Here is a 25,680-nt window from a genome sequence, read left to right as displayed (position 1 = left end):
CTCTCACGTCGGGAACGCGGGTTCGACTCCCGCTGGGATCATTCGAACTGTTAAGTCCTGCGCCCGAACGCTCACCAAGCTGCTGAATACTTTGTAATTCCTACCGGGTGCGGGTATCCCGCAGGCCCAGGTATGCTCGCTTGCGAAATATGCCTGCAATTTCACGGAAACCGTCTCGCTGAAATGGCGGAAAGATCGAACTGCCTTCCAGCCGCCGTATAGATTTTTCACTCGCTCGCTGATCTCCACCTCGAATACCGAAAGCGAAAACGCGGGGCATGGATTGTGCTCCCAAACCACCGTGTACGCATTAGGCGAGCAGGAACTAGGACAGGTCGCGGTAACTTCGGCCAATTGCCGAGAGACCTTGGGTCAGGGAGATGGGATGAATACCTCGTGCATCGATGCCGGCTCCCATCTCCCGCCCAGAATTGCGCGGCGCTCTAGCTATCGAGGAGGTCGCAGATATGAAAAGCAGGAGCGAAATGTTTCTCGATGCCATCGCGCTGTCGCTCGGCCTGGCAGTGGGCGTACTGCCTTTTGCGCAATACGACAGCCTGAGCGCGAGCCCGTCGGCCAACAAAGCGGGCGACTCGCTCGAGCATGCGGGCGCGAATACGACGGATGCGATCAAGCATGATATCGCGGCGCGATTACCGCATTGATCGGCGCGATCATTTGAACATGGAGGAGAGACAATGAAACGGAGCATCAGCATCATGGGTAGTGTTCTGCTTGCGGTTGCGCTTGGCTCGCCGGCTTGGGCGGGACATGGCAACGGTAAGGGCAACGGCGGCGGAGAATCGCAGAGCGGTGGGCTGCCGGCGCTCGAGGATCGGGTCGACGCAGATGAAGCGTTAATCACCACGCTGCAAGGACAGGTAGCCACGCTGCAGGCCAACGTCAGCACCCTGCTCGGACAGAACAACTGGGCGGTGGTCAATGCCGATGGCAGCATTGCGCGCGCCAGCAGCACCTCGGTCGTGGAGGGCGACGCGCATGTCGCCGGTTCGGGAGTATACGAGGTCAATTTCGGCAAGGACGTGAGCAAGTGCGCGTACCAGGCAACGATCGGTGGAACGGCGACGTTGCCGGTGCCCCAGGGCGAGATCGTCGTTGCCGGCGATACCGATGGCGACAGCCCCAATGACGTTACCGTCACGATCTTCAACGCGGCCGAGACGTTACCGATGGATTCGTCATTTCACCTGACCGTGACTTGCCCGTAAGGCCGCAACGTCCCGAGTCGTACGCAGACGACCCGGTGCGAGACCGATAGACCCGATCTGAGGCCCGGCTGGTGGTTGAGGCCGGCCGGGCTTCGTCGTCCTCCATGGAGCTCGACGATCAGCCAATGCCTGGTTTGCTTTTCCTGTCCCGGAGGGTGAGTGGCGTCGTTTGCCGTATTGGCGACAAAGTAGTAACTGCAAAATTGATACTGAGACGCGGCTGTCAGCACACCGGTTCCGAATACAGGAGGAACCATCGTGAGCAGGTCATCAGCCCGCTGGCTAATCGCATTCGCGATCGCAGCAATCTCGATTCTCAGCGCGCGCGCATCACTCGAGGCCGAAAATAACGGCACCTACTCCGACTCGAGCTTGAGCGGCACCTTCGTTTTTCGCACTCGCGGCAGCTCACTGTTCACGCTGCCCGGTGAACTGACCTCCAATCCCGTGTACCTCGCGTCAATCGGTCTGGTCACGTTTGACGGCCGCGGACTGTTACGAGGCTCGGTCTCGAACAGCGCCACTCGCACCGAGATGATTCCCGCCGGCAAGTACATCGCGCCCTACAGCAGCCAGATTTTGTGCGACGCGAAGATGTCTGGGACCTATGATGTCGATACCGACGGAATCGGCACGATGACCATCACCTTTACGCCCACCAACACCGCTGCCACCTGCGGCGCGAGCACCGGAGTCTTCAATATAGTGATACAGTCGTCGAGCGAGGTGGAACTGGTGTCGTCGGGCCAGATGATGGCGGACCCGTCGAAGGGCGAATTCAATTCCTACGTCGTCGAGGGCGAGTTGACGAAGCGGGCGGGCGTCGAATCGAGCGCCAGGCGGCGTTAAGGTTTCACCTGCAACGCGTTTGGCTCCCCCCTCTATCTTCGCATGCGAAAGTAGCGTATCCTTACTATCTAACGCTCGGATTGTTCCATTCTCTAAGCCCGGGAATTAGCCCGGGTTTTCTGTACGAGAGCTTCCCGGCAAATACTTACGGAGGGCAAAAATGCCCAGCAAATTGTACGTAGGCAATCTGGCCTACTCGGTGTCCAACAGCGACCTGGAAGAACTGTTTTCACAAGCAGGCCAGGTTCAGAGCGTAGCGGTGATCACGGATAAATTTTCCGGACAATCGAAGGGCTTCGGCTTCGTCGAGATGTCGAATGCGGAAGAGGCTTCCAAGGCCATCCAGACCCTGAATGATACGGATCTGAAGGGCAGAAACATCAAGGTTAGCGAGGCCAAGCCCCGCGAATCGAGCTTCGGCGGCGGTGGCGGTGGCAACCGGCGCGGCGGCGGCGACAATCGCGGCGGCGGAGGCGGCGGCCGCTGGTAAGTTGATCTGAGGACTGAGCGGGCACACGATGCCCGCTCAGTCGCTTTCAGGCGCGGCGAGCGTTCCGAGTTTGCTACCGCTCGAATTTTCCAATGTCTTCGAACTCCCGTCGCGGGAGACGAAAGGCATCTGTATGTCCCACTAGGAGGCCCGGTGCCCAGAATATATGTAGGAAATCTCGCCGAGTCAGTTACGCGCGACGATCTTCGGGCGCTGTTCTCCAAAATCGGCCGGGTCGGCGGTGCGCTGGTGATCACCGACAAGCTCACCGGCAAATCGCGCGGATTCGGATTCGTGGAAATGGTCGAAGTCGAGGACGCGATTAACGCGGCCGTCTACTTCAGGGGCACCGAACTCGAGGGCCGCAAGATTCACGTCGATCCTTTCCGTCCACCGCAGGAACGCGGCGCACAAAAATACCGCGGCGAACGCAAGCGTCGCGCACCCGTCAAGCGCACCACCAGCAATGGCACGGCGTAATTAGTTGAAGAGAACTTTCAGGAGGCGATATGCGCGATGAAGGGTTGACGCCGTGGAGAACACACGACTGGAAGGTTCGCACGATCGAATCGATTGCTCCGGGCGGCGGCTCGCGGCTCGCATTTACCTGCCGAAGCTGTGGCAGGATATTCAATCAGACCACGATCAACAGCCGGACCTGGGCGGTTGATGCGGGCGGGACTGCGCTAACCGACGTAGTAACGAATCGATGGCTCGCGGAAAGTTGCCTGCGCCGCCCGGCGGACGGCGACGAGGACGACCGCAAGCAATTCAAGAACGGACCCACGCTGCAAAACTAGGATTTTTCTCGAACGATGGTGCGATTGAATCTGAAACTGAGAACAGTCGCGCTCGGCGCGCTGATATTGGCTGCATTCACCGGCGTTGCTTCCGCTCAAGCGGTGGCCCAGGCGTCGGTTCCGCCCGCTGATGCGACTGCGTCGGTGAAATCGATCATCGATCAGTCAATCGTCGTGTTTAAGGATCAGCAGATCTCCGCGGGGGAGCGCGAGCAGAAACTTCGCGCAATTGCCGAGAGCCACTTCGATTTTGCCGAGATGTCACGATCGGCAATCGGTTATCATTGGAAGACTCTCACGCCCGCGCAGCAGAGCGAGTTCGTGCCGCTGTTCACCACTTTCATCGAGGACGCCTACCTGTCGCGCATCGAATCGTATTCAGTCGAGAAGATTAACCAGCAGATCAAATCCTCGATGATTCAATTCACCAAGCAGACCAGCGACGGCCCCGACTATGCCGAGGTTTACAGCACCGTCGTATTGCAGGACCAGAAAGATCCGATTCCTGTCAACTACATGATGCGCCTGGACGTCAACGAGTGGAAAATCTACGACATCACGATTGACGCGATCAGTGTAATCGCCAACTACCGCAACCAGTTCAACCGCGTCCTGAACACCGACGGCTACGACAAACTCGTAAGCCTGATCCGCCAGAAGACCGCCGGCCTCCAAACCAACTAGCGAAATTGAGAGGAAGACGCGCGGGCATTGCGAACGATGCTGGTTCCCGAAATCCCGCATCCGCGCAAATGCGCCTTGACGCCGCTCGCCCGCGCGGGTTAAGCAGGCTTCGCGTTGACGCACCCCGCGGTCCGTGACACCCCGCTCTATCGCGGCTAGTATCTCTTACGCTCGAACGCGCGCGCTTGAAGGATTTTCGTCATGGCTGATGGACCGCTGATTGGTTTTCGCATTCTTGATCTAACCGCCGTTATCTCAGGGCCGTTCTGCACCCAATTGCTGGGCGATCTCGGCGCCGACGTCATCAAGATCGAACCGCCCGAAGGCGACTCGATGCGCCGGAATGTCGGGCCGCAGCGCGGCAGCCTCACCGCGGCGTTTCTCAACTTCAACCGCAACAAACGCAGCATCGTGATCGACATCAAAAAGGAGCACGGCCGCGACCTCGTCCGCCGCCTCGCGGTGAAGGCCGACGCTCTCGTCGAGAACAATCGCCCCGGCGTCGCCGACCGCCTCGGCATCGGCTACGCCGACATTCGCCGCGCCAATCCCAAGGTCGTCTATTGCTCGATCTGCGGCTTTCCCCCCAAGGGCCGCCTCGCAAATTTTCCCGCCTACGATCCCGTCATCCAGGGCTACTCTGGGATGGCCTACGTTCAGGGGCTCAAAGCCGGCCAACCGACCGCCGTCAAGATGGCGCTGGCGGATAAAGTCAGCGGGATGACCGCGGCGCTTGCCGTGGTGAGCGCCTTGCATGCAGCGCGCGCCCGCGGCGTCGGCCAGTACATCAAGGTCCCGATGCTCGAGGCAATGATGGCCTTCACGGCCAACGATTCGATTTACGGCTACACGCTGCTGCCTGAAGACGAGTTCAAGCACCTCGCGCCCAAGAGCACCACGCTCGATCCGTTCAAAACGAAAGACGGATGGCTCACGATCGCGCCGTTCACCGACGCGCAATCAAAGCGGCTGGCCGAGGCGGTCGGGCATCCCGAATGGTGGCCTGAGACATTGGATCGCAACGAACGCGCCGAGCGCGGACGTAACCTGATGCGCGGGCTGGCAAAACTCTTCCCCGAAAAAACTACGGCCGAGTGGTTGCCGGTGCTGGAGAACGCCGACATTCCATGCGGCCCGGTCCACAACTACGAGACCCTCCTGAAAGATCCCGAAATCGTCGAGAACGAAAGCTTCTCCCTTTACGACCACCCAACCGCCGGCCGCGTACGCGCAGTGAACCCCGGCGCGAGATTCTCAGAAACGCCGGCGAAGATGTGGCGCGTCCCGCCTAAGCTCGGCGAGCATACCGACGAAATCCTCCGCGAAGCCGGAATAGAACGCAGCCAGGTGGAAGAACTCCGCGCCGCCAATGTGATCGTCTGATCCTAACGAAGCTGCTCTTTTCTTAACACTGGGTGCAGGGGTCACCCCTGCCTACGCGAACATCTCCGGTTCGCGCGATCTCAACCACACCAGTCCGCGATACATATAATGTACAAACGACGCCGCGGTAACCGCGACCGTCGCTATCAGCAGCGCGTTGAAATCTTCAGGCCAATAGTTTCCCGCTCGCGCCAGCACCGCGAGCACGCATCCGAGCTGCATGAAGGTGCTCATCTTGCCGAGATAACTCGGCCGGACCGGCACCCGCTCGCCGGTGAAGAACGAAATCATCAGATAGCCGACGACGATCACGATATCGCGGATCATCACGACGCTCAGCAGGTAGCCGGGCAGTTCGCCGTCGATCGTCAGCACGACGAACGCCGACACCAGCATCAACTTGTCCGCAAAAGGATCGAGGAACGCACCCAATTCGGTGCGTGAGTCGAACCATCTCGCGACCGCGCCATCGAGCCCGTCGGTCACCGCTGCCGCCGCGAACACATACAGCGCCGCCGCATACCGCTGGCGCGTCAGAAATGTCAGGAAAATTGGAATCGAGCCGAGCCGGCACAGCGTCAGAAAGTTCGGCAGATTCACCAGATGCCCGTAGGATCCCGCGGGCTGCGTGTCGCGATGTGTCCGAATGCTGCTGGGTGAAGGCGCTGCCACGTTAGTCGGCTTCAACGCGAGCTCAGATTGCGGCGTCCGCAGCCTTGCGCAGCCGCCCTGCTACCGGCGCACTGACGCGGGCCCGCACCGAAACCAGGCCGTCGCGGTACTCCTCGCTTAGCACTTCTCCATCCCGTCGCGCCATTGCCACCAGGTCGCCGCGCCGGGCCGGAAACGTGACCGACACTTCCTCGCGCGAGCCGCCAAGATGCCGCTCGATTGCCTTGAGCAAGTCGTCGAGGCCTTTGCCCTTCAGCGCCGAAATTGAGACCGCGTCATGCGCCCCGTTTCGATTCGCTCCGTGCTCCGCCAGGTCGGCCTTGTTCATGACCACGATCCGCGGCGCCGCGCCCGCGCCGATTTCCTGCAGCACTTCGTCGACGATCGTCATCCTCTCAGCCGCTAGCGGCGAGCTCGCATCGACGACGTGCAGCAGCATCGTTGCGGTGCGCACTTCCTCGAGCGTCGCCTTGAACGCGTCGATCAGCATGTGGGGCAGGCGATGGATAAACCCGACCGTATCGACCAGCATGACATTCATCCCGCCCGGCAGCTTGAGACGCCGAATCGTGGGATCGAGCGTCGAGAACGGGCGATTGGCCGCCTCGACGCCGGCGTCAGTCAGCGCGTTCATCAGCGTGGACTTGCCCGAGTTGGTGTAGCCGACCAGCGCAACGGTCGGAAACGGAACCTCGAGACGGCGCCGGCGCTGAATCGTGCGCGTACGTTCGACCTGTCCCAGCCGAGCTTTTAGGCGAATGAGCCGTTCGCGCAGCCGCCGCCGGTCAACTTCGAGCTGCGTTTCACCGGGTCCGCGCGTACCAACGCCGCCGCCGCCAGCGCCGCCGCCGCGAACGCGCGAAAGATGTGACCACTGGCGCGTCAGCCGCGGCTGCAAATAACTGAGCTGCGCGATCTCGACCTGCAGCTTGCCCTCGAGCGTATGCGCGCGTTGCGCAAAAATGTCGAGAATCAACTGGCTGCGATCGATCACGCGAATCTTGAGTTCATTTTCAAGATTGCGCGCCTGCGCCGGGCTGAGCGCGTCGTCGAAAATCGCCAGCGACGCGCCTTTCGATTGCGCCAGATCGCGCACTTCGCCGGCTTTTCCCTTGCCGATAAAAGTACGCGGGTCCGGCGCTTTCAGCCGCTGCCGAACGACTCCAGCAACTTCCGCGCCGGCACTCTCGGTCAAAGCTTTAAGTTCGTCGAGCGATTCTTCGCTGCCAATCCCCGCCTCGGAACCAAGTTCGATCCCAACCAGGACAGCGCTCTCATGATGCTCGTGAGCAACGTCGTAAGACTTAGCCAGGTGATTACCTCGATCGCAGAAAAATCCAGGATCTCAGCCTATCAGATACCAGCAACCCGAGGTACGCCACCTCCGCCCACTAGCTTCCTGACAGGGACGAAGTCCCGCATCTTTATCCTTGTCATTGGGTGCAGGAGTCACCCCTGCTCAAGGAAGTGCGAAACCCACGGTGGGTTTCACATTAAATCAAGTGAATCCGTCCTACTTCAGCTCCACAGATCCCGGCGCAAATATCTGCTCCATCTCGGCGACGAACGTCTCGGTCGGCGTGACGCGATAGCTGTCGCCCAGCAGCATCACCGCTTCACGGCCATCATCGAGCGCCAAGTGCAGATACGTCATCGACTTGCCGCGATACCGCGCGAGCATCGCCTTCAGCGCGTCGAGGCCGCCGTTCTCGAGCCGCCGCATGGGCGCCGTGATCCGCACCTCGCGGATCGAATCGAGCAGCGCCGAATCCAGCGGCACCAGCCCTTCGAGGATTATCTGCGCGCGCTCGTCGTCAACGTCCAGCTTGCCGCGCGCGACCACTGGCTCGTCGCCCATGATGATCGCCTCGAACTTCTGATACGTCTCCGACCACGCGATCGCCTCGACCGCGCCTTCGCGATCTTCGAGCGAGAACGTCGCGTAGCGCTTGCCTGACTTGTTGTTCTTCAGCTTCACCGCGTGGATCACGCCGGCAATCTGCACCGGGCTGCCGTCGGGGGCAGACGATAAATCCGCGGTCGTCACCTTGCTGATACGCGCGAGTTCGCGTTCGTATTTGTCCAGTGGATGAGCCGTGATGTAGAAGCCGAGCGCTTCTTTTTCGAATTTCAGTTTCTCCCGCGCATCCCATTCGGGAATCGGCTCGCGCGCGGCCAGCTTCGGCACTTTGACCGCGCCGCCAAACAGACCAATCTGATTTTTCTCCGCATCGCTCTGCGCTTTCTGCGCGAGTTTGATTGCCTGCTCCGCCTCGGCCATCAGGGCGGCGCGCACTGCGCTCACTGAGTCGAACGCGCCGCACTTGATCAGCGCGTCGAGCACGCGCCGGCTGATCAGTTGCGTGCCCACGCGCATGCAAAAATCCGCCATGCTCTCGAACCGGCCGTTGGCCTCCCGCTCCGCGATAATCGCCTCGGCCGGTTTGGCTCCGACGCCACGGATTGCGGCCAGCCCAATGCGAATCGCGCAATCCGTGACCGCGAACTTCACCCGGCTCTGATTTACGTCAGGCGGCAGGATCGCAATCTTCATGTCGCGCAGCGCCGCGATATTTTTGTAGGTCTTGTCGACGTCGTCCATGTCGAGCGACATCAGCGCCGCCATGAACTCGTGCGGATAGTGCGCCTTCAAGTAGCCAGTGGTGTAGGTGGTCAGCGCATACGCGGCGGCGTGCGAGCGGTTGAATCCGTACGACGCGAACGTTTCGATCTTTTCGAAGATCGAAGTGGCGAGCGCGGCGTTGACGCCATTTTTCTTCGCGCCGTCGATAAACCGCACGCGCTCTTTTTCCATCACGGCGTGGTTCTTCTTGCCCATCGCGGCGCGCAGGATGTCGGCCTGTTCGAGCGAATATCCCGCCAACGCCTGCGCTGCCTGCATTACCTGCTCCTGGTACACGATCACGCCGTAGGTTTCGCGTAGCACTGGCTCCAGGAGCGGATGATCGTACTCCACCGGCTCCTTGCCGTGCTTGCGATCGACGTAGTGCTGCACCATCGTTTTGCCGTCCTGGATCGCGTCCAGCGGGCCCGGCCGGAACAGCGATCCAGCGGCGATCACGTCGTCGAAGCAGGTCGGCTTGAGCTCGGTGATAAACCGGCGCATCCCCGAGCTTTCGAGCTGGAACACGCCGACCGTGTCGCCGCGCGAGAGCATCTTGTAGGTATCGGCGTCGTCCAGCCGCAGGCGGTTCAGGTCGGGCGCCTCCTTGCCGCCGGCCCTGATCAGCGCGAGCGTGTCGGTAATCAGCGTCAGGTTCTTCAGCGCGAGAAAGTCGAACTTGATAAGGCCGATTTCCTCGACGCCCTTCATCGAATACTGCGTGATCGACAGAGCGGCCTCGTCGCGTTCCTTATCGACGTACAGCGGCACCAGATCGGTGAGTGGCTGATCGGAAATTACGACGCCCGCCGCATGGCGCGACGCGTGGCGAAGGAGGCCTTCGAGCTTGAACGCGTAGTTGAAAAGATCGGGATGCAGTTTGCGCTCGGCCTTGAGCCGCGGCTCCATCTCGAGCGCGTCGGCGAGTGGGAAATCGCGGCCTTGCTTGGGCGCCGGATAGAGCTTGACGATTTTATCGGTTTCGGCGAAAGACAGCCCGAGCACGCGCCCGACGTCGCGAATCGCCTGCTTGCCCTTAATCGTGCCGAACGTGATTATCTGCGCGACGCGATCGTCGCCGTACTTCCTGCGCACGTATTCGAGCACCTCGTCGCGCCGCTCGAAGCAAAAATCCACGTCGATATCCGGCATCGACTTGCGCCCCGGATTCAGCCATCGCTCGAACAGCAGTCGATGCTCGACGGGATCGACTTCGGTGATTCCCAACGCGTACGAAACCAGGCTGCCGACCACCGAGCCGCGGCCCGGACCGACCGGAATTCCAAGCCTGCGAGCGTAGCTGATAAAGTCGGCGACGATCAGCATGTAGCCCGAGAAGCCCATGTCGCGAATCACCGGAATCTCGCGATCGATGCGCTCCTGATACTGCGATTCGTCGACGTCGGCGCGTCGCGCGCGAATTTCGGTCAGGCGAGCGGTCAATCCGTCGCGCGCGAGTGTTCCCATCTCGGCGTCGAGGTCAACGCCGGGGCCGGATTTGTAAACCGGAAAATGAAATTTGCCGAACTCGAATTCGAAATCGATTCGCCGCGCGATCTCGACGCTGTTGCGCACCTCTTCGGAGTCGCCGCCGAATGCGCTCGCCATCTCTGTGGGCGTCTTGACGTAAAGCTCGTCGGTATCGAAACGCCATCGCGTTTCATCCGCCATCGTCTTGCCGGTTTGGATGCAGAGCAGGACTTCGTGCGCCTTGGCATCTTCGCGATGCAGGTAATGGCAATCATTGGTCGCGACGAGCGGCAGTCCGACCTGCTTGCCGATTTCCCGCAGGGCATCGTTGTACGGCGAATGCAGTTTGTTGTCCTGCAGCTCGAGATAGTACCGCCCTGGAAACATTTTCGCGTACGACTCCGCCGTCTCGCGCGCCTTGTCCATCCGGTCCTGCCGCAGCCATCGCGCGATCTCGCCCGACAGGCAACCCGACAGCACGATCAATCCATCGGAAAGCTCGGCGAGAATTTCCTTGTCGATGCGCGGTTTGTAGTAGAGACCGTCCTGGTAGGCGGTCGTGAGCAGCTTGCAGAGATTGCGGTAGCCGTCGCGATTCTGCGCGAGAACTATCAGGTGGAAGTTACCGCCGCCGTCGAAGTCGTCGCTGCGCGGAACTTGAGTGCGATCGCTGCGCTTGCCCGGCGCGAGGTACACCTCGCATCCGATGATCGGCTTAATCCCGGCCGCTTTCGCCTTCTGATAAAACTCGACCGCGCCGAACATGTTACCATGGTCGGTCATTGCGATCGCTTCCATCCCCGATGCCTTGGCGTGATCGATGAGCGGCCCGATTTTGTTGGCGCCGTCGAGGAGGCTGTACTGCGTATGGACGTGAAGATGGACGAAACTCATAGCGGCCCCTCCCCCTGCACCGGACTCGCAGCATGCGCTGCCAGCCCATTCCCCTCACATCTTTATAGCTCGCGCGCGTCGATCGATTCGCGACGCGCGCGAGCACAACGGAAAAAACTACTTCTTTTTCTCGGCCGCCTCGGGCTTCTTGGCGGCGGCCTTTTCCGCTCCTTCTTTGGCCGCCGCACCCTCGACCGGAGCAGCCGCCGCGGCGCCTTCTGCCGGCGCAGCACCTTCAACCACCGCGCCTTCGACCGGTTCCGCCACTGCGGCGACCGCGACTTCCGCAACAGTCGGCGGCAGCACGGTGACCACAGGATAGTCGGTATCGAAAATCGCCTTCACCTTGTCGGGGAACTTGACCGCCGACACGTGAATGACGTTATGGATGTCGACTTCGGTAACGTCAACCTCGATTAAGTTGGGAATTTCCAGCGGCAGGCATTCCACCGTCGCGGTGCGCTCGAGCGGCGCCAGGATTCCGCCGTTGGCGACCCCCTTGGCCTTGCCGGTAAACTTGAACGGCACCTCGACGCGAATCGCGCGATTGAGATCCACCTCGTACAGATCGGCGTGCAGGATTTCACCCGACACCGGCGTGCGCTGCACGTCCTTGAGGATCACGTGCTTGCCGTCGAGCTCCGCGGTGCTCGACTTGAGCTTGATGATGCGCGTGTGCGCGGCGGCCGAAATCCTGGCCTTCAGCTCGAGGCGATCGATTGCCAGTGCCAACGGCGCCGTCGTGGGTCCGTACAATATTGCGGGCACGCGGCCGTTGCGCCGCAGCGCGTTGTTCTGACCCTTGGGGCGGGTCGCACGTTTTTCGCAGGCTAATTCACCGGTCTCCATTGTGTCCTCGCTTGATGGTACGCGCGCTCAGGCAAAGAGCGAGCTTACCGACTCCTCATTATGAATTCGCTTCATCGCTTCTGCCAGCAGGCTCGCGACCGACAGACTGTGCAGCTTGGTCAGCTCGGCCTGTGCCTTGGCGCGCAGCGGAATCGTGTTGGTCGTAACAATTTCAACGATGTTCGATTTGTTCAGGCGATCGCACGCCGGATCCGACAGGATCGGATGCGTCGCGACCGCGATCACTTCTGTCGCGCCCGCGTTGGCGACGACCTTCGCCGCCTCGGTGATTGTGCCCGCGGTGTCGATCATGTCGTCAACCAGCAACGCGATCGAGTCCTTCACTTCGCCGACCAGTTGCATCTCGGCAACTTCGCTCGCACGGCGCCGGCGCTTGTCGATGATCGCGAGGTTCGCGTTGAGCCGCCGCGCGTAGGCGCGCGCGCGTTCGACACCGCCGGCGTCGGGCGACACCACCGAGACCTTCTTGCCGTCGATTCGCTTGCGCAGGTAGGTGATCAACACCGGCATCGCGTACAGGTTGTCCACCGGGATATTGAAGAAGCCCTGGATTTGCCCGGCGTGGAGATCCACCGTCAGCACGCGATTCACGCCCGCCGTCGTGATCAAGTCGGCGACGACCTTTGCGCTGATCGGCACGCGCGGCGCGACCTTGCGATCCTGGCGCGAGTAGCCGAAGTACGGAATCACCGCCGTGATACGCCCGGCCGACGCGCGCCGGAGCGCATCGGTGAGCAGGATGAGTTCCATAAGGTTTTCGTTCGGCGGCGTGCATATCGACTGGATGATGAAGCAATCGCCGCCGCGCACGTTCTCGCGGATTTCAATCATCACCTCGCCGTCGGGAAAGCGGCCAACTTCGGCTTCACCCATCTTCACGCCGAGATGCTCCGTGACCTCGCGCGCGAGCGCGGGGTTGGAGTTCCCGGTGAAAACTTCGAGTTGGTCCTTGACCCTGTCCGACATTTCAATTTCCTCGCGTCGCGATCATCGTGCGATTCTTCAGTTGTCGCGAATCGCCGGCAGCTTGGCTGGGCGGGAAGGATTCGAACCTTCGAATGCCAGGTCCAAAGCCTGGTGCCTTACCAGCTTGGCGACCGCCCAGCGCATTTGGATTCAAAGGCGGCCTGCGCCCGCGCTCCTCCCTATCAACATCGTTAAAACTGACAGCCGGCGAAACGCCATATGGGCGCTCAGCCGGCGAATCGAGCAAAGCAATCTTTACGGACCGACCGCCGCGATACTGCTGCGCACAATCTCGCGGCGAACCTGCCCGGACTTTCGACTTTAGCAGCCTGCGTGCAGGAAATGCGATGTTATTGATGCGGTTTTTCGCTGTCAATCCGTCGCACGCGTAGCAATGCACAGTTGTGGATTCAGGCCACTTCGTCGTCGCATTCGCTATCCAGCGTGGTCGCCGCGAACACAGTTGCGAACGGCGCACGTTTGCGGATCCTCGTCGCGGCGGTTTCGGCCTTGTCGGTCGAGTCGAACACGCCAAAGATTGCGCCGCCACTGCCCGACATCTGCGCCGCGCGCGCACCTGAATCTTCAAGTAATCCTTTAAGGCGAAGAATCTCCGGAAACTGCGCGATGGCGACCGCAGCGAGGTCGTTTACCAAATGCTCCGGCGCGATTTTGCCGCGCGCGAGCGCTTCGAGATGTGCGGCGGGCGCTGCCCCGCTCCATCCGGCGGGCTCGAGCGCGCGAAAGATCGCGGCTGTGGAAACCTCGAACGGCGGCACGGCGATGACGATTGGGATGCGCGGGACTCCCTCGAGAGCCGCGATCCGCTCGCCGATTCCCGTCACCCGCGACGGCCGCGGATCGAGAAAGAACGGCACGTCGGCGCCGAGCGGCAGCGCAAGCCGGCGCAGCCGGCCGGCTGATTCGTCGTCGGTGAGCTGCGCCGCGGCCGCCATCATGCACAAGATCGTGGCGGCGTCGCTCGACCCGCCGCCGAGTCCCGCGCCGACCGGGATGTGTTTTTCGAGATTGATCAGCACTTTGGCGCTCAAATCGAATTCGCTCATGAACGCACGCGCAGCGCGCGCCGCCAGGTTGTTTTTGTTTCTGGCGAGTTCAGGGAGGTTGCAGTTGACGATGACGGAGGGTTCGCTCGCGGCGCGGATCTCGACGCGGATTTCGTCGGCGAGCGAGACCGGCAGAAAGACCGAATCGAGTTCGTGATAGCCGTCGCCGCGGCGCCCGGTCACGCGCAGGAACATATTAATCTTCGCGCACGCGCGCCCGATCAGCTCCGTTACCATCTTCGAGATTCTATTGAGGAGCCCGCGGCGCCCCGGGCAACCCGCGCGGAATCGGCGCGTCAGTGTCGGAGCGTCGAAAGGCGCGGCGCGAATCCTGCTGAATCACGCTGATGAAGCCAAGCAACGTGACCAACAACCCGAACAACACCATCGCTCGACCCGCCAGGAATGCCGCGTGATAAAAGTCCATTCTCGCTGTCGCGTATGATGCCTGCCGCTGTTCAGCGGTGAGCGGCTCGAGCACGGCGGCACCGCCCGCGTTCTCATCGAGTTCATCGAAGCTCCGATAGTCGGTCGCCGCGGCGGACGGTTGCTGATGCGCGACGATTATTCGGCTGTATATCTGCGTCCGTTCCACGCCGATGATCCAGTTGGCGGCGCCCAGCATGATAAGCCCGAGGCCGATCACGATCCTCCAGTCGGCATAGATGTCCGGAAGCTTCATTTCTTGAACCGAGACTAAGGCGCTCGTGCAAGGAAAACAATGCCGCCCAGCGCGATCTATTCACCGCCGAGGCATAAAGTTGCGCCACTCGATCGCAAGCCGCTATCATTACCGGACGATCTCTTATGCCTGCTGAATCCCGACATCATACTGCCGCGCCCGCCGCGAATCCTGAGACCAAAGACGCGCGGCTGGACGCTCTGCTCAAGCGTTTCGACGCGGGCGAGATGCGCGCGCTGGCGCAGCTAATCACGATGGTCGAGAATCGAGCGCCTGAGTCGAGCGCGATCATCGAGCGAATTTACGCGAAGACCGGTCATGCGCAGGTGGTTGGAATCACCGGGCCGCCGGGGGCCGGAAAATCGACGCTCGTCAATCGCCTGATCGCGAAGTATCGCGCGCTCGGGAAAAAAATCGCCATCCTCGCGATCGATCCGTCGAGTCCGTTTTCCGGTGGTGCCGTGCTCGGCGATCGCATTCGCATGACAGACCATTACAAGGACACCGGCGTGTACATCCGCAGCCTCGCGTCGCGCGGCAGCCACGGCGGGCTCAGCCGCGCCGCGCGCGAAATCGTCAAACTGCTCGACGCCTACGGCTCCGACGTGATCATTATCGAGACCGTTGGCGTGGGACAGACCGAACTTTCGATCATGGATCTCGCCGACACCACCGTGGTCGTTACCGTGCCTGAGTCGGGAGACAGCGTGCAGGTGATGAAGGCCGGGCTGAACGAAATCGCCGACGTGTTCGTGGTCAACAAGGCCGACCGCGAGGGCGCCGACCGCATCAAGGCCGAACTGGAACTCAGCGTGCATTTGCGCTCGGGGGACGGATGGCGCGCGCCGGTGCTGCTCACGCAGGCCGCGGTCGACAAGGGCGTGGACGCGGTCGTCGACGCAATCGCGAAGCACCGCGAATACCTGCGCGAGCACGTCGACGCGGCGCGCGAGTCCGAGCGCCGCACGCGCGAGTTCGTCGAGGTGCTGTCGGCGGAACTCGAGGAGCGCGCCGCGCGCGCCGTCGCCGACGGCGGTGCACCGGGCGTGCTCGGCGAAGTTCGCGCGGGCAAGCTGAATCCTTACAGCGCCGCGCGTCGTATAATTGAAGACCGCAAATCGTTGATCGATCTGCTCCACAACGGCAGCTCGAAGCCGCGCACCGACTGACCTCGGCTCCGCATCATCAATGACGGCAAAAGGAAAATCGAAAACCGACCCCCAAGGACGCCTGTTCGCGATCGGCGACGTCCACGGATGCCCCGACGAACTCGCAGCGATTCTCAAGTCGATCGCACCGGCGGCCGGAGACACAGTGGTGTTCGTCGGCGACTACGTCGATCGCGGCCCCTCGGCGCGTGACGTTATCGACCTCACGCTGGATCTCGAACGCGGCCAGGCTGAATGCGTGTTCCTGAAGGGCAATCACGAAGACATGATGATGTCGTTCCTCGGCATGCCGGGAAGTTACGGGGAGTCGTTCCTCTTCAACGGCGGCATCGCGACGCTCGACAGCTACGGCGTGCACGAGGAGGACCTCGAGGACGCCTTCGCGCGCCTGCCCGACGCGCACCTCGGCTTTCTGAATCGCCTCGCCACCAGCTACCTCCGCCCGCCCTACCTGTTCGTCCACGCCGGCATCATGCCGACCCGTCAGCTCGAGGAGCAGCAGACCGAGGACATGCTGTGGATTCGGCAGGAGTTCATTTTCAATCCGCACAAAATCGACGCGACGGTCGTCTTCGGCCACACTCCGATGCGCGGCGTGATGATCGATCTTCCGTACAAACTCGGCATCGACACCGGCCTGGTGTACGGCGGCAAGCTGACCTGCGTCGAATTCACCGAGGGCGTGCTCTACCAGGTCCAGCGCGGACATAAGGCGGTGAAGACCCGCAGCATCCCGCTGCGCTGAGGGGGGTTCACAGTCTTTCGCGGGTTGCGCGCTCACGCTACATTTGACGATTCCCGGTGGCGACGTAGCTCAGTTGGTCAGAGCATGCGGCTCATATCCGCAGTGTCGTAGGTTCGACTCCTACCGTCGCCACCAATCATACAGGTGACCTTTGAATTGAAAATGAAGCGCGTCCGATGTTCTCCGATCGCAATCCGCATGATGTTCGTCGCGGCGACACTCGCCTTCGCCCCGTCTGCCAATGCCCAGTGGAACGGCTTTGCGCGCGACGCTCAGCACAGCGCTGATTCTCCGGTCGCATCGCAGTCGCTGAACCGGGTCATCTGGTCGACGCCCGTCGATCTCGACCCGCAGACTGCTGGTGGCGAGCTCTTAGGTCACTACGGCTCTCCGCTGATAACCGCGGCAAACACCGTGATCGTGCCGGTCAAGACCGGCGCCAGCGGAGGCTTCCGCGTTGACGCCCGCAGCGGAATCGACGGCACCCTGATCTGGACGCTGCCCACTGACTTTGTCCGACCGCCGAGTACCGAGCTTCCGGTCTTCGGCCCGGTGCTGACTTCGCAACCGCGACTATATTTCCCCGGAATCGGCGGCACCGTGTATTTTCGCGACAGCCCGGACGCGGCTTGTTCGGGCTCCGGCAACTGTCGGAAGCAGCTCGCTTTCTTTGGGATGAAAAATTACAAAAAGCGGAAGAAGAAGTATAACGCGGGCGTGCTGATCAGCACCCCGCTCACCTCGGATTCCGCAGGCGACATTTACTTTGGTTTCATCGTGACCAAGCCGTCGGGCGCGTTGCGCGATGCCCACCACAAACAACTTACGAGCGGTATCGCCCGTATCGACAGCGGCGGGCAAGGGACATGGATTGCGGTTACGGCCGCGGCCGAGGATCAGACCATGACGGGAGTCGCGCTGAATTGCGCGCCTGCGCTGAGCCCGGACCTGACGACTCTTTATGTCGCCGTCAGCAACGGCAGCGCCGGATACCTCGTCGCACTCAATGGCACTACGCTGGCCCCGATCGCCCGGGTGCGGCTGAAAGATCCCGACTCCGGCAACGACGCGACCCTGCCAAGTGCCAGCTCGGCGTCACCAACCGTTGGTCCCGATAGCGACGTTTACTTCGGAGTGCTCGAGAATCCCTGCTGTGCCGAGAATCACGACCGCGGATGGTTGCTGCACTTCAACGCGACGCTGTCGCAACCGAAAACTCCCGGCGCTTTCGGCTGGGATACCACTGCGTCGGTAGTTCCGAGCTCGGCCATCCCGTCCTACAGCGGCGCGTCGAGTTATCTGCTGGCGACCAAGTACAACAACTACGCCGGCGCCGGCGGCGACGGAATGAACAAGGTCGCGGTGCTCGATCCCAATGCCATCGAAACGGATCCGGTGACGGGAGTCACGGTGATGAACGAAGTCCAGACCGTCGTGGGACCGACACCGGATGGCGATCTCCCTGGTGTCAAGGAATGGTGCATCAACTCGGCGGCGGTCGATACGGCCGGCGGCTCGATCATCGTCAATAGCGAAGACGGCAACCTGTACCGCTGGGATCTATCGGCCAATATGCTGTCGGCACCGGTGATGCTGACGACCGGTTATGACGAGGCGTACACGCCGACCGTCATCGGCATCGACGGCACAGCATACGCTATCCAGGACGGAATTCTTTTTGCGGTCGGGAACTGACGGCGAGCGCCGCACTACTTTCCGCCGCCCGCCAAAGCGGCGACGTCGCGGGGGCCGGTAGTCGCGCGACTCGCATCTGACGCCGGTCGCGGCTGCGCATGCGGGGCGGGCGAATCGAAAATCAAATCGCTCGTGCGAATCCAGAGGTACAGCGTGATCAGCACCATCATCGGCCCCTGCGATGCGACCGCGCGCACGTTCATCCATTCCGATTGAATCGGTAGGTACGCAATCGCGAACGCCAGATGGCTCATCACGACCTGCGCCATGTAGCAAAGCGCGAGCAACAGGCCCCATCGGCGATGCGTAAAAACTCCGAGCGCGATCATCGCGAATATTCCCGCCTCGATGATCAGCACGAGGCGCGCGTCGTCGCCGTTGAATCGCACGCCGGCGAAAATTGTCTCGATCGGGTCGACGACGTCAATCTCACCAACATGAACGAACGCCATTATCACCAGGCACAGCGCCCATAGTCCGGCAATTACGGCGAAGACACGAAGATCGAAAGGCCATGCAGCTTGCGATTGATCGGATTTGCGATCGGTCTTCATCGGTTTTTCGGAGGCTATCAGAGCTACACAAGACCTAACAAGAGTCGCTAAATGACCATCCAGCGACGCGCCTCGAGGAAGCAAAACATATTGCGGCTTGCTCGCATCGGCAAGCCTCAATAATAATCGCGGCGATGAACGGCGTACATGACATGGGCGGGATGGACGGTTTCGGACCGGTCGTAAGCGAACAGAATGAACCAGTCTTTCACGCCGCTTGGGAAGGGCGAATGTATGCGCTGGCGAACTTTGTGGTGGGCTCGGCGGGTTTCAATATCGACGAGCATCGCCACGCGATCGAGAGGATTCCGCCCGCGCGCTACCTCGCGTCGAGCTACTACGAACGATGGCTAGCGGCGATCGAGACTTTGCTTGTCGAGCATGGTGTCGTGACGCGCGAAGAACTGCTCGCGAAGCAGGATGCGTCGATCGATCCGGCTCTGATCGCGAATGCCGTCTCGACCAAGGGTCCGGCTCCCGTTAAAGAGAAACCCGGAGCCAAGGCGCCGCGCGCCCGCTATGCCAAAGGTTCGCGGGTGCGCGCTCGCAACCTGAATCCTTCCGGGCACACTCGCCTGCCGCGCTACGTGCGCGGCAAGGCCGGAGTCGTCGCGCGCGACTGGGGAGTGTTCGTCTTCCCCGACACCAACGCGCATCACGCAGGCACTAAGCCGCAACATTGTTATTCGGTCTCATTCGAAGCGCGCGAGCTGTGGGGCAAGTCGGCGAGCCGCGAGCGGCTGTATATAGATTTGTGGGAAGACTACCTTGAACCGCTCGCGTCGAAGTCAAAGGCTAAGGCCTCGAAACGCAAGATGGTGGGAAAGGTGGGTGGAAGGTAAAAAGAGAATGAGCGGGGATCATAATACTGATGACAGCGGGCCGGCCGCGCGCGTGAAGGCTCTGGAAGCGCTCCTCACGGAGAAGGGACTGATCGATCCGGCGGCTATCGACGCGATCGTCGACACCTACGAGACCCGCGTCGGTCCGCGCAACGGCGCGCGTGTCGTCGCAAAGGCATGGACTGATCTCACTTATCGCAAGCGCTTGCTCGCGGATGCGACAAGCGCCGTCGCGGAACTGGGATTTGCGGGACCCGAGGGCGGCCACCTGGTCGCCGTCGAGAACACCGACCGCGTGCACAATCTCGTCGTATGCACTCTGTGCTCATGCTACCCGTGGCCGGTGCTGGGCTTGCCGCCCGTCTGGTACAAGAGCTTCGCCTATCGCTCGCGCGCAGTCAGCGATCCGCGCGGCGTGCTCCAAGATTTCGGTCTCGAATTGCCTCGTGACGCCGAAGTGCGGGTGTGGGATTCGAGCGCGGAGATTCGTTACCTCGTAATTCCGCAGCGGCCGAAGGGAACCGCGCGGATGAGCGAGGACGAACTGGCCACGATTGTAACGCGAGACTCGATGGTCGGCGTGGCGAAGGTCGAGGCTCCGCGCGCATGAGTGACGCGGCACTCGACAAACTGATCGACGCCGCGCGCCTCGACCCCGACCACGTTTTCAGCGCGCCATGGGAGGCGCGCGCGTTTGCAATCGCGCTGCAACTTTCCGGGTCCGGGCATTTCACCTGGGACGAATTCCGCGACCGCCTGATCGCCGAAGTCCGCGAGTCCGACAGAATCCGCGCCCGCGACGGCACCTCCGATCACGGCGAGTACTACGATCATTTCCTGCACGCGCTGGAGAAGCTGCTCGAAGAAAAGGGCATCGTGGACGTTTTCTAGGCGTTCTTGCCCTGCTTGCCCTCGATCCACTGGAACATCAGTGATTGGTAGTACTCCATGTTCTGGCCGAGCAGGAACACTTTGGGGATTCCTTCGATTTGCGCGTAGATCGCGGTATGCGTCGGGTTCTCATTTCCGAACGCTATCTTGATTGGCTGCAGCTGGCCGGGAGCTTCGATAGTCACTACCGACTTCGGATGATCGAGTCCGAACTGCGCGAGGTCGGTTGAATTGTCCGCCACAACTTCGACTGACTTTGCACTCGTCAGCAACGACACCATCGCGTCCATCAGGTCATGCGGCACGAATTTTCCCTGCGGCGCGACGAGTTCGTAAAGTTTGCCGTCCTTGGTCTTCTGAAAGCGCAGCGATTCCGATCTGCTCGCCACGGTAATCGCGTCGATACCGCCGCCGAGCTTCAGCAGGCTCTCCTCTTTCTGCTCCAGCGCGGTGGCAGGCTTGGTGCTCGGCTGAATCCAGAAATAGGTCGGCAGCAGGATGAAAAAAACGATCGTATAGAAAATTGCAGGACGCGCGCTCACGCGAAAAACCTCCTGCGTACCAGCACCGTGATCGCGATCAAGAACAGGATCGCGGGTTCGACGACCGATCCATAAGCCAGCAGATGGCGCGCCTCCTGGTCGCTGATATAGAACGCCGCGGTTTCGCTTTTGTTGAGCCGTTCGCGGCTCGCGATCAGCATCTCGTCGCCCGCCAGCTCGTTGATCAGGCTTACTGCGAGGTCGCGATTTCCGAGCATCTCGATAAACTGGTTCGACGCGAACGCGCTGCTCCCGATCCCAACCAGCCGCGTCATCTGCTGCAGTGGAATGTGCGGATTCGACGCGGGCGCGAAGTCAATTTCGGAGGCTACCGGAATCGGCCCCTTGAGATCGCGGCCGGCCTGGTACTCGGTGATTCCGGTCGTCAACGCGTTGGGATCGCCCGATCCCCAGCTCTCATGCGACGACGAGAGGAACTTGTCCTCATCGGCGATCTTCAGATCGCCCGGCGCGATTGCGCCGACCGCGCCGGTCACCATCACGCCGCGTCCCAGCGAGAACACTGCCGGCGCGGTCATCGAGCGGCTCATCGGATTTTCTTCCGAGCGCAGCGGAATCTGCGTCGTAAGAATTTCGCCGGCCGTCAGCCGATACGCGGGATCGACGACCACCTGCGGAATAAAATCGAGGTAGTACTTTTTCAGGAAATCGACCAGCGTCGGCGATCCGTACGGGTCGATGATCGCGACGTAGTGGCCGCCGTGGCCGAGGTACTTAGCGAGCGCCGCCAGTTCCTCGGGCAGGAAGTCCTTTTGCGGCCCGAGCGAAACGACAACCCTGGCGTCGTCGGGCACCCCGCTGGCGAACAGCGACACGTTATCGATCTGATAGTTGTTCTGTTCGAGCTGCCCGCGCCATTGCGAGTAGCCCAGGCTGCGATCGGAATTGAACAGGTCGCGCTCGCCGTGCCCGATCGTGAAGTAGATGTGCTTGTTAGCGGCCGCGGAGATTTGCAGAATAGCCGGAATCAGCTCGTCCGAGCGCGCGTTGTCGAAATCGCGGCGCCGCCCCTGCGATTCCACGATCACCTCGCCGTAACTCGACACGCCGTACTCGCGCGCCATCCCGGGCGCCTTGTTGACGTCGATCACCTGGTAGGTCAGGCGCGGTGTGAACGCGGCCGCCTGGAACAGCAGGTCCGCGAGTTCGAGGTAGGCGGGATCCTCTGTGCGCACGAACGCCATCACCTTGACGTCGTGCGTCAGTCCGCCGAGCACGCGCTTGTCGAAATCCGAAAGCGAGAATTGTTTCTGCGGCGTCAGGTCCCAGCGGATGTCGAAGGTCGAAATTATCGCGTTGGCGACGAACAGCACGGCGCCGAACGCGATCACGGTGTAGAGCAGCACCCCGTAGTTCAGCCAGATCGAGCGGCGCTCGGCCGCCGCCGAATCCTTTAGCGCCGGCCCGTCCACTTGCGTGCTTCCATCGAGCGCTGCGTCAGAAACAGAAAAAAGACAATGAAGAAAATGAAGTAGGTCACGTGACCGAGATCGATCACGCCCTTGGCGAAGCCGCCGAACTGATCGAACAGCGAAAATGCGCGCATCAGTTCGAGCCACCAGTTGGTAAACGCCGCCTCGTTCCAGTTTAGAATCCAGAAAAACAGCAGCAGCGTAATCGTACCCATCCCCGCCATCACCTGGCTCTCGCACAGCGACGAAATGAACACGCCGCACGCGATGAACGCGCATCCGATCAGCAGCAAGCCCAGGTAGCCCGCCATCAGCGGGAACAGCGGAAACCAGTGGATGCTGTAAATGTAAACCGGGTAGAGGATCGTCAGCGCGAGCATCATGACGAAAATCGCCACCGACGCCAGGTACTTGCCGCCGAGTATTTCGCCGTCGCGCAGCGGATAGGTGTAGAGCAACTCGATCGTGCCGAGCTTCCGCTCTTCCGCGAACAGCCGCATCGTGATGAACGGCAGCGTCAGCAGCATGCACAGCCGGATATCCGAGAACAGCAACTGCCAGTAGTTCTGCATGATATCGTGGGCAAACGCGATCGTGACGAAAAAAACCATGTCGGTATACGCGTAGTATCCCGCCAGCACCAGGAAGATGCCCGACAGCACGTACACCAGGGGAAAGGCGAAATACGAGCGCAATTCCTTGCGCGTCACCGCGAGCATCCGGCCCAGGGAAAAGCCAGTCCCCGCGGCGCGAATCGCGGCGCGGCGCGATTCGGTCGCCGCTCCCGCGACATCAATCGTGGCTGCACCGTTAGACATTAAACCCGCTCTTCCTTAGTGACGAGCCGCATGAACAGATCTTCAAGACTCAGCGCCATCGGTTTGACTTCGAGCAGACTCCATCCGTGCTGCACGACGCATGCCGCCAGCGCCGAGCGGACTTCCTCGCCATGCCCGCTCGAGTACGCCACGAACGAGCACAGGCCATTCGAGCCGGCGTCCACCGGCCGGTCTTCGAGCCGCTGCACGAACTTGACGGCCGTCAATGCTTCGCGCACGGCCGGCGACGGACCCGCCACCGTGATCAGCGTCTGGTCGGTACCCTGCAGTTTCGCCGTCAGTTGCTCGGGCGTGTCCTGCGCGACGATTCGTCCGCGATCGATAATCACGACGCGCCGGCATGTCATGTTGACCTCGGGCAGGATGTGCGTCGAAAGCAGCACGGTCGAATGCCCCGCCAGCGAACGTATCAGCTCGCGGATTTCCACCACCTGCCGCGGATCGAGTCCGACCGTGGGCTCGTCGAGAATCAGTACTTCGGGATCGCTCAGGATTGCCTGCGCGATTCCGACGCGCTGGCGATAACCCTTCGAGAGTTTGCCGATAAGCTTGCGCCGCACGTCCTTCAGCCCGCACGTCTCGAGCGAGTACTCGATTCGGTCGTGCGTCGTCCGCGGATCGATCTCGCGCACCCGCGCGCCGAACTCCAGCAGCGCGTCGACGCTGAGGTCGGGATACAGCACCATGTTTTCCGGCAGGTAGCCGACGCGGCGGCGCGTCTCCAGCGAATGCTCGGCGACGTCGAGCCCGCCGATCATCGCGCGCCCGGAAGTGGCCGGGAAAAATCCCGTCAGGATCCGCATGATCGTCGTCTTGCCCGAACCGTTGGGGCCCAGCAAGCCGATGATCTCGCCCTTCTCGACTTTGAACGAAACGTGGTTTACGGCAAGCGTGGCGCCGAAATATTTAGTTAGCTCCTGGACCTCTATCATGAAGCCTGCTTTAGCCCATCCCGCGTGCGAAATTCCGCGAGCCCGCGTTCAATAGCGCCGGGGTATCGTGCATACTTCTCAATGTAGTGCAAATGGCGCCCGAAAGCAGGAGTGCGATCCAGGACATTCTAGAGACGGCTGGCCGGGGAAGTCAATTCACTTTTTCCGGGAGTGCGGTGCGTTATTCTTACGAAGGAACGGTGCATAGATGGGACGATTGCTGATAGGCGGATTGATTGTCGCGATAGTCGCGGCGCTGCTCTTCTATTTCTATTCGAGCGGCTATCGCACGCAAATCGACCAGCAGACCCAGCAGATCTCGCAGCTCAACGATCAACTGCTCAAGCTTCAAAGTGAAAACGAGCAGTTAAAAGCCCAACTCTCGAAAGTCCAGAACGAGCAAAACATCCTGGCTGCTCAGAACGAAGAGCTCCGCAAGGCGATCGCGGAGTTCAAGGCCACCGGCAAGATGCCGCTGGTTCTGCCGCCGCCGAAGTGAGCACGTCTCGATCCAATTTCGGTCTCCTTCCTATTCCCTCGCCCGTTTGTCGGGAGAGGGCTAGGGTGAGGGACAATTTGTGCGGCGCGATTGTCTGTTGCGCCGCATATCCGGAATTTCGGAAACTTCGGTCCCTCATCCGCCGCGCGCGGAAGCGCGTCGGCCTCTCCCGACAAACGGGCGAGGCAAAGAGATTCGCTTCGATCAGAATGACACAAAAAACAGACACCACTCCGCGCCCAGGTTCACTCCTTCTTCTCCGGCTCCGGCTTCAGCATGTATCTTTGCCATTCTTGCAAAAATCCCAGCGCGCGCATGTCCGGCATTCTGTCGAGGTATACTTCGCCCTTCAGATGATCCGTCTCATGCTGTATCACACGCGCGTGGAAGTCCGACGCGACGATCTCGACCGGCTCCGCATCGCGGCCCAGCGCCGTCACGCGAAGCTGCTTGAATCGCGGCGCACGCCCGCGAAGGTCAGGCACGCTGAGGCACCCCTCCCACTCTTCGACGAGCGTCCGGTCGAGAATCGTCACGATGGGGTTGACGAGAACCGTGAGCGGCACCTCGGGCATCTCCGGGTACCGCGGATGGTCGTGCACCTCGAGCACTGCCAGTTGAATCGGCAGATGCACCTGCGGGGCGGCGAGCCCGACGCCACTGTACTCGTACATCGTCTCGATCATGTCGTCGATCAACTGCTGAAATTCTTTGGTTTTGATGCGGTCGGGGGGTACCTGGCTGGAGGCGGTCCTGAGTGAAGGAAATCCGAGACGTGCAACTTTCAAAATCATCGCGTACCCTCACTTCGCAGTGCATTTGAGCGAAAAAGTTGATTGTAGCAGTGCCCCGCTCTCGCA

At 61.1% G+C, this 25,680-nt stretch carries 28 protein-coding genes and 2 tRNA genes; 16 read left to right on the top strand and 14 right to left on the bottom strand.

Translation table 11 applies throughout. The annotated features are described in order from the left end of the window. Positions 1 to 467: 467 nt before the first annotated feature. From VJX68_RS15405 to VJX68_RS15370, 8 genes are all read left to right on the top strand, one after another. Entirely contained in the window at positions 468 to 665 is a 198-nt protein-coding gene (locus VJX68_RS15405; protein WP_324096600.1) for a hypothetical protein, read from the top strand. Positions 666 to 698: 33 nt separating this feature from the next. Next, the gene (locus VJX68_RS15400; RefSeq protein ID WP_324096599.1) at positions 699 to 1,229 is read left to right on the top strand and encodes a hypothetical protein; all 531 of its coding nucleotides are present in this window, start codon (positions 699 to 701) and stop codon (positions 1,227 to 1,229) included. Between the two features lie 258 nt (positions 1,230 to 1,487). Next, a complete protein-coding gene (locus VJX68_RS15395) occupies positions 1,488 to 2,078 on the top strand; it encodes a hypothetical protein (RefSeq protein ID WP_324096598.1) in 591 nt (196 codons plus the stop codon). Positions 2,079 to 2,238: 160 nt separating this feature from the next. Beyond that, the gene (locus tag VJX68_RS15390; RefSeq protein WP_324096597.1) at positions 2,239 to 2,568 is read left to right on the top strand and encodes an RNA recognition motif domain-containing protein; all 330 of its coding nucleotides are present in this window, start codon (positions 2,239 to 2,241) and stop codon (positions 2,566 to 2,568) included. A 153-nt stretch (positions 2,569 to 2,721) separates the two neighbouring features. Then, a complete protein-coding gene (locus VJX68_RS15385; protein WP_324096596.1) occupies positions 2,722 to 3,048 on the top strand; it encodes an RNA recognition motif domain-containing protein in 327 nt (108 codons plus the stop codon). A gap of 44 nt (positions 3,049 to 3,092) precedes the next feature. Next, on the top strand, positions 3,093 to 3,368 hold the full coding sequence (locus VJX68_RS15380) for a hypothetical protein (RefSeq protein WP_324096595.1): 276 nt from the start codon (positions 3,093 to 3,095) through the stop codon (positions 3,366 to 3,368). Between the two features lie 24 nt (positions 3,369 to 3,392). Further along, complete coding sequence (locus VJX68_RS15375; RefSeq protein ID WP_324096594.1) at positions 3,393 to 4,052, top strand: MlaC/ttg2D family ABC transporter substrate-binding protein; 660 nt, start codon at positions 3,393 to 3,395, stop codon at positions 4,050 to 4,052. Positions 4,053 to 4,253: 201 nt separating this feature from the next. Further along, positions 4,254 to 5,435, top strand: coding sequence for a CaiB/BaiF CoA transferase family protein (locus VJX68_RS15370; RefSeq protein ID WP_324096593.1), 1,182 nt, complete (start codon positions 4,254 to 4,256; stop codon positions 5,433 to 5,435). Between the two features lie 51 nt (positions 5,436 to 5,486). On the opposite strand, the gene VJX68_RS15365 is transcribed toward VJX68_RS15370, so the two are convergent. The 8 genes from VJX68_RS15365 to VJX68_RS15330 form a co-directional block, all read right to left on the bottom strand. Then, positions 5,487 to 6,035: a CDP-alcohol phosphatidyltransferase family protein gene (locus VJX68_RS15365; protein ID WP_324096592.1), complete on the bottom strand. Its 549-nt coding sequence runs from the start codon at positions 6,033 to 6,035 to the stop codon at positions 5,487 to 5,489. 94 nt (positions 6,036 to 6,129) lie between these two features. Beyond that, positions 6,130 to 7,371, bottom strand: a complete 1,242-nt coding sequence (hflX, locus tag VJX68_RS15360) for a GTPase HflX (RefSeq protein ID WP_324096601.1) — start codon at positions 7,369 to 7,371, stop codon at positions 6,130 to 6,132. Positions 7,372 to 7,620: 249 nt separating this feature from the next. Next, positions 7,621 to 11,094, bottom strand: a complete 3,474-nt coding sequence (gene dnaE / locus VJX68_RS15355; RefSeq protein WP_324096591.1) for a DNA polymerase III subunit alpha — start codon at positions 11,092 to 11,094, stop codon at positions 7,621 to 7,623. Between the two features lie 117 nt (positions 11,095 to 11,211). Further along, complete coding sequence (locus VJX68_RS15350) at positions 11,212 to 11,943, bottom strand: 50S ribosomal protein L25 (RefSeq protein WP_324096590.1); 732 nt, start codon at positions 11,941 to 11,943, stop codon at positions 11,212 to 11,214. Between the two features lie 27 nt (positions 11,944 to 11,970). Further along, positions 11,971 to 12,930: a ribose-phosphate diphosphokinase gene (locus VJX68_RS15345; protein WP_324096589.1), complete on the bottom strand. Its 960-nt coding sequence runs from the start codon at positions 12,928 to 12,930 to the stop codon at positions 11,971 to 11,973. A 62-nt stretch (positions 12,931 to 12,992) separates the two neighbouring features. Beyond that, positions 12,993 to 13,068, bottom strand: a tRNA-Gln gene (locus VJX68_RS15340). Between the two features lie 272 nt (positions 13,069 to 13,340). Then, the gene (locus tag VJX68_RS15335; protein WP_324096588.1) at positions 13,341 to 14,234 is read right to left on the bottom strand and encodes a 4-(cytidine 5'-diphospho)-2-C-methyl-D-erythritol kinase; all 894 of its coding nucleotides are present in this window, start codon (positions 14,232 to 14,234) and stop codon (positions 13,341 to 13,343) included. Positions 14,235 to 14,244: 10 nt separating this feature from the next. Beyond that, a complete protein-coding gene (locus VJX68_RS15330; RefSeq protein ID WP_324096587.1) occupies positions 14,245 to 14,679 on the bottom strand; it encodes a hypothetical protein in 435 nt (144 codons plus the stop codon). Positions 14,680 to 14,804: 125 nt separating this feature from the next. On the opposite strand from VJX68_RS15330, the gene meaB reads away from it, so the two are divergent. The 4 genes from meaB to VJX68_RS15310 all read left to right on the top strand — a co-directional run bounded on the left by meaB (position 14,805) and on the right by VJX68_RS15310 (position 18,288). After that, positions 14,805 to 15,848: a methylmalonyl Co-A mutase-associated GTPase MeaB gene (meaB, locus tag VJX68_RS15325; protein ID WP_324096586.1), complete on the top strand. Its 1,044-nt coding sequence runs from the start codon at positions 14,805 to 14,807 to the stop codon at positions 15,846 to 15,848. A gap of 19 nt (positions 15,849 to 15,867) precedes the next feature. Continuing rightward, the gene (locus VJX68_RS15320) at positions 15,868 to 16,593 is read left to right on the top strand and encodes a metallophosphoesterase family protein (protein ID WP_324096585.1); all 726 of its coding nucleotides are present in this window, start codon (positions 15,868 to 15,870) and stop codon (positions 16,591 to 16,593) included. Between the two features lie 58 nt (positions 16,594 to 16,651). Beyond that, positions 16,652 to 16,728, top strand: a tRNA-Met gene (locus VJX68_RS15315). A 27-nt stretch (positions 16,729 to 16,755) separates the two neighbouring features. Continuing rightward, positions 16,756 to 18,288, top strand: a complete 1,533-nt coding sequence (locus VJX68_RS15310; protein WP_324096584.1) for a hypothetical protein — start codon at positions 16,756 to 16,758, stop codon at positions 18,286 to 18,288. Positions 18,289 to 18,302: 14 nt separating this feature from the next. Here VJX68_RS15310 and VJX68_RS15305 read toward each other — a convergent pair whose 3' ends face one another. Then, on the bottom strand, positions 18,303 to 18,842 hold the full coding sequence (locus VJX68_RS15305; protein WP_324096583.1) for a hypothetical protein: 540 nt from the start codon (positions 18,840 to 18,842) through the stop codon (positions 18,303 to 18,305). A gap of 134 nt (positions 18,843 to 18,976) precedes the next feature. Between VJX68_RS15305 and nthB the strand changes: the two genes are divergently transcribed. Genes nthB through VJX68_RS15290 form a run of 3 tightly spaced genes read left to right on the top strand, consistent with a single transcriptional unit; the run spans position 18,977 to position 20,575 of the window. Then, positions 18,977 to 19,684 carry a nitrile hydratase subunit beta gene (gene nthB / locus VJX68_RS15300; protein WP_324096582.1) on the top strand — a complete coding sequence of 236 codons (708 nt, stop codon included), beginning with the start codon at positions 18,977 to 18,979 and terminating at the stop codon, positions 19,682 to 19,684. 7 nt (positions 19,685 to 19,691) lie between these two features. Beyond that, a complete protein-coding gene (nthA, locus tag VJX68_RS15295) occupies positions 19,692 to 20,294 on the top strand; it encodes a nitrile hydratase subunit alpha (protein WP_324096581.1) in 603 nt (200 codons plus the stop codon). Continuing rightward, positions 20,291 to 20,575 (top strand): nitrile hydratase accessory protein, encoded by a 285-nt coding sequence (locus VJX68_RS15290; RefSeq protein ID WP_324096580.1) that lies wholly within the window; start codon positions 20,291 to 20,293, stop codon positions 20,573 to 20,575. Before nthA ends, VJX68_RS15290 begins: the two co-directional genes overlap by 4 nt. Here the strand turns inward: VJX68_RS15290 and VJX68_RS15285 are convergent. Genes VJX68_RS15285 through VJX68_RS15270 form a run of 4 tightly spaced genes read right to left on the bottom strand, consistent with a single transcriptional unit; the run spans position 20,572 to position 24,321 of the window. Beyond that, a complete protein-coding gene (locus VJX68_RS15285) occupies positions 20,572 to 21,117 on the bottom strand; it encodes a DUF4340 domain-containing protein (protein WP_324096579.1) in 546 nt (181 codons plus the stop codon). The genes VJX68_RS15290 and VJX68_RS15285 overlap by 4 nt on opposite strands. Beyond that, the gene (locus VJX68_RS15280) at positions 21,114 to 22,550 is read right to left on the bottom strand and encodes a Gldg family protein (RefSeq protein ID WP_324096578.1); all 1,437 of its coding nucleotides are present in this window, start codon (positions 22,548 to 22,550) and stop codon (positions 21,114 to 21,116) included. The genes VJX68_RS15285 and VJX68_RS15280 overlap by 4 nt, the downstream gene beginning before the upstream one ends. Further along, positions 22,532 to 23,368, bottom strand: coding sequence for an ABC transporter permease subunit (locus VJX68_RS15275; RefSeq protein ID WP_324096577.1), 837 nt, complete (start codon positions 23,366 to 23,368; stop codon positions 22,532 to 22,534). The genes VJX68_RS15280 and VJX68_RS15275 overlap by 19 nt, the downstream gene beginning before the upstream one ends. Continuing rightward, the gene (locus VJX68_RS15270; RefSeq protein ID WP_324096576.1) at positions 23,368 to 24,321 is read right to left on the bottom strand and encodes an ABC transporter ATP-binding protein; all 954 of its coding nucleotides are present in this window, start codon (positions 24,319 to 24,321) and stop codon (positions 23,368 to 23,370) included. Before VJX68_RS15270 ends, VJX68_RS15275 begins: the two co-directional genes overlap by 1 nt. Positions 24,322 to 24,529: 208 nt before the next feature. Between VJX68_RS15270 and VJX68_RS15265 the strand changes: the two genes are divergently transcribed. Beyond that, entirely contained in the window at positions 24,530 to 24,820 is a 291-nt protein-coding gene (locus VJX68_RS15265) for a hypothetical protein (protein WP_324096575.1), read from the top strand. A 245-nt stretch (positions 24,821 to 25,065) separates the two neighbouring features. Here VJX68_RS15265 and def read toward each other — a convergent pair whose 3' ends face one another. Continuing rightward, on the bottom strand, positions 25,066 to 25,614 hold the full coding sequence (def, locus tag VJX68_RS15260; protein ID WP_324096574.1) for a peptide deformylase: 549 nt from the start codon (positions 25,612 to 25,614) through the stop codon (positions 25,066 to 25,068). Positions 25,615 to 25,680: the final 66 nt, after the last annotated feature.

Source organism: Binatus sp. (SeqCode), from assembly GCF_035272065.1.
Classification (GTDB): Bacteria; Desulfobacterota; Binatia; order Binatales; family Binataceae; genus Binatus.
Note: the sequence above shows the minus strand (reverse complement) of the source record. Positions and strands in the feature narration are given on the sequence as shown.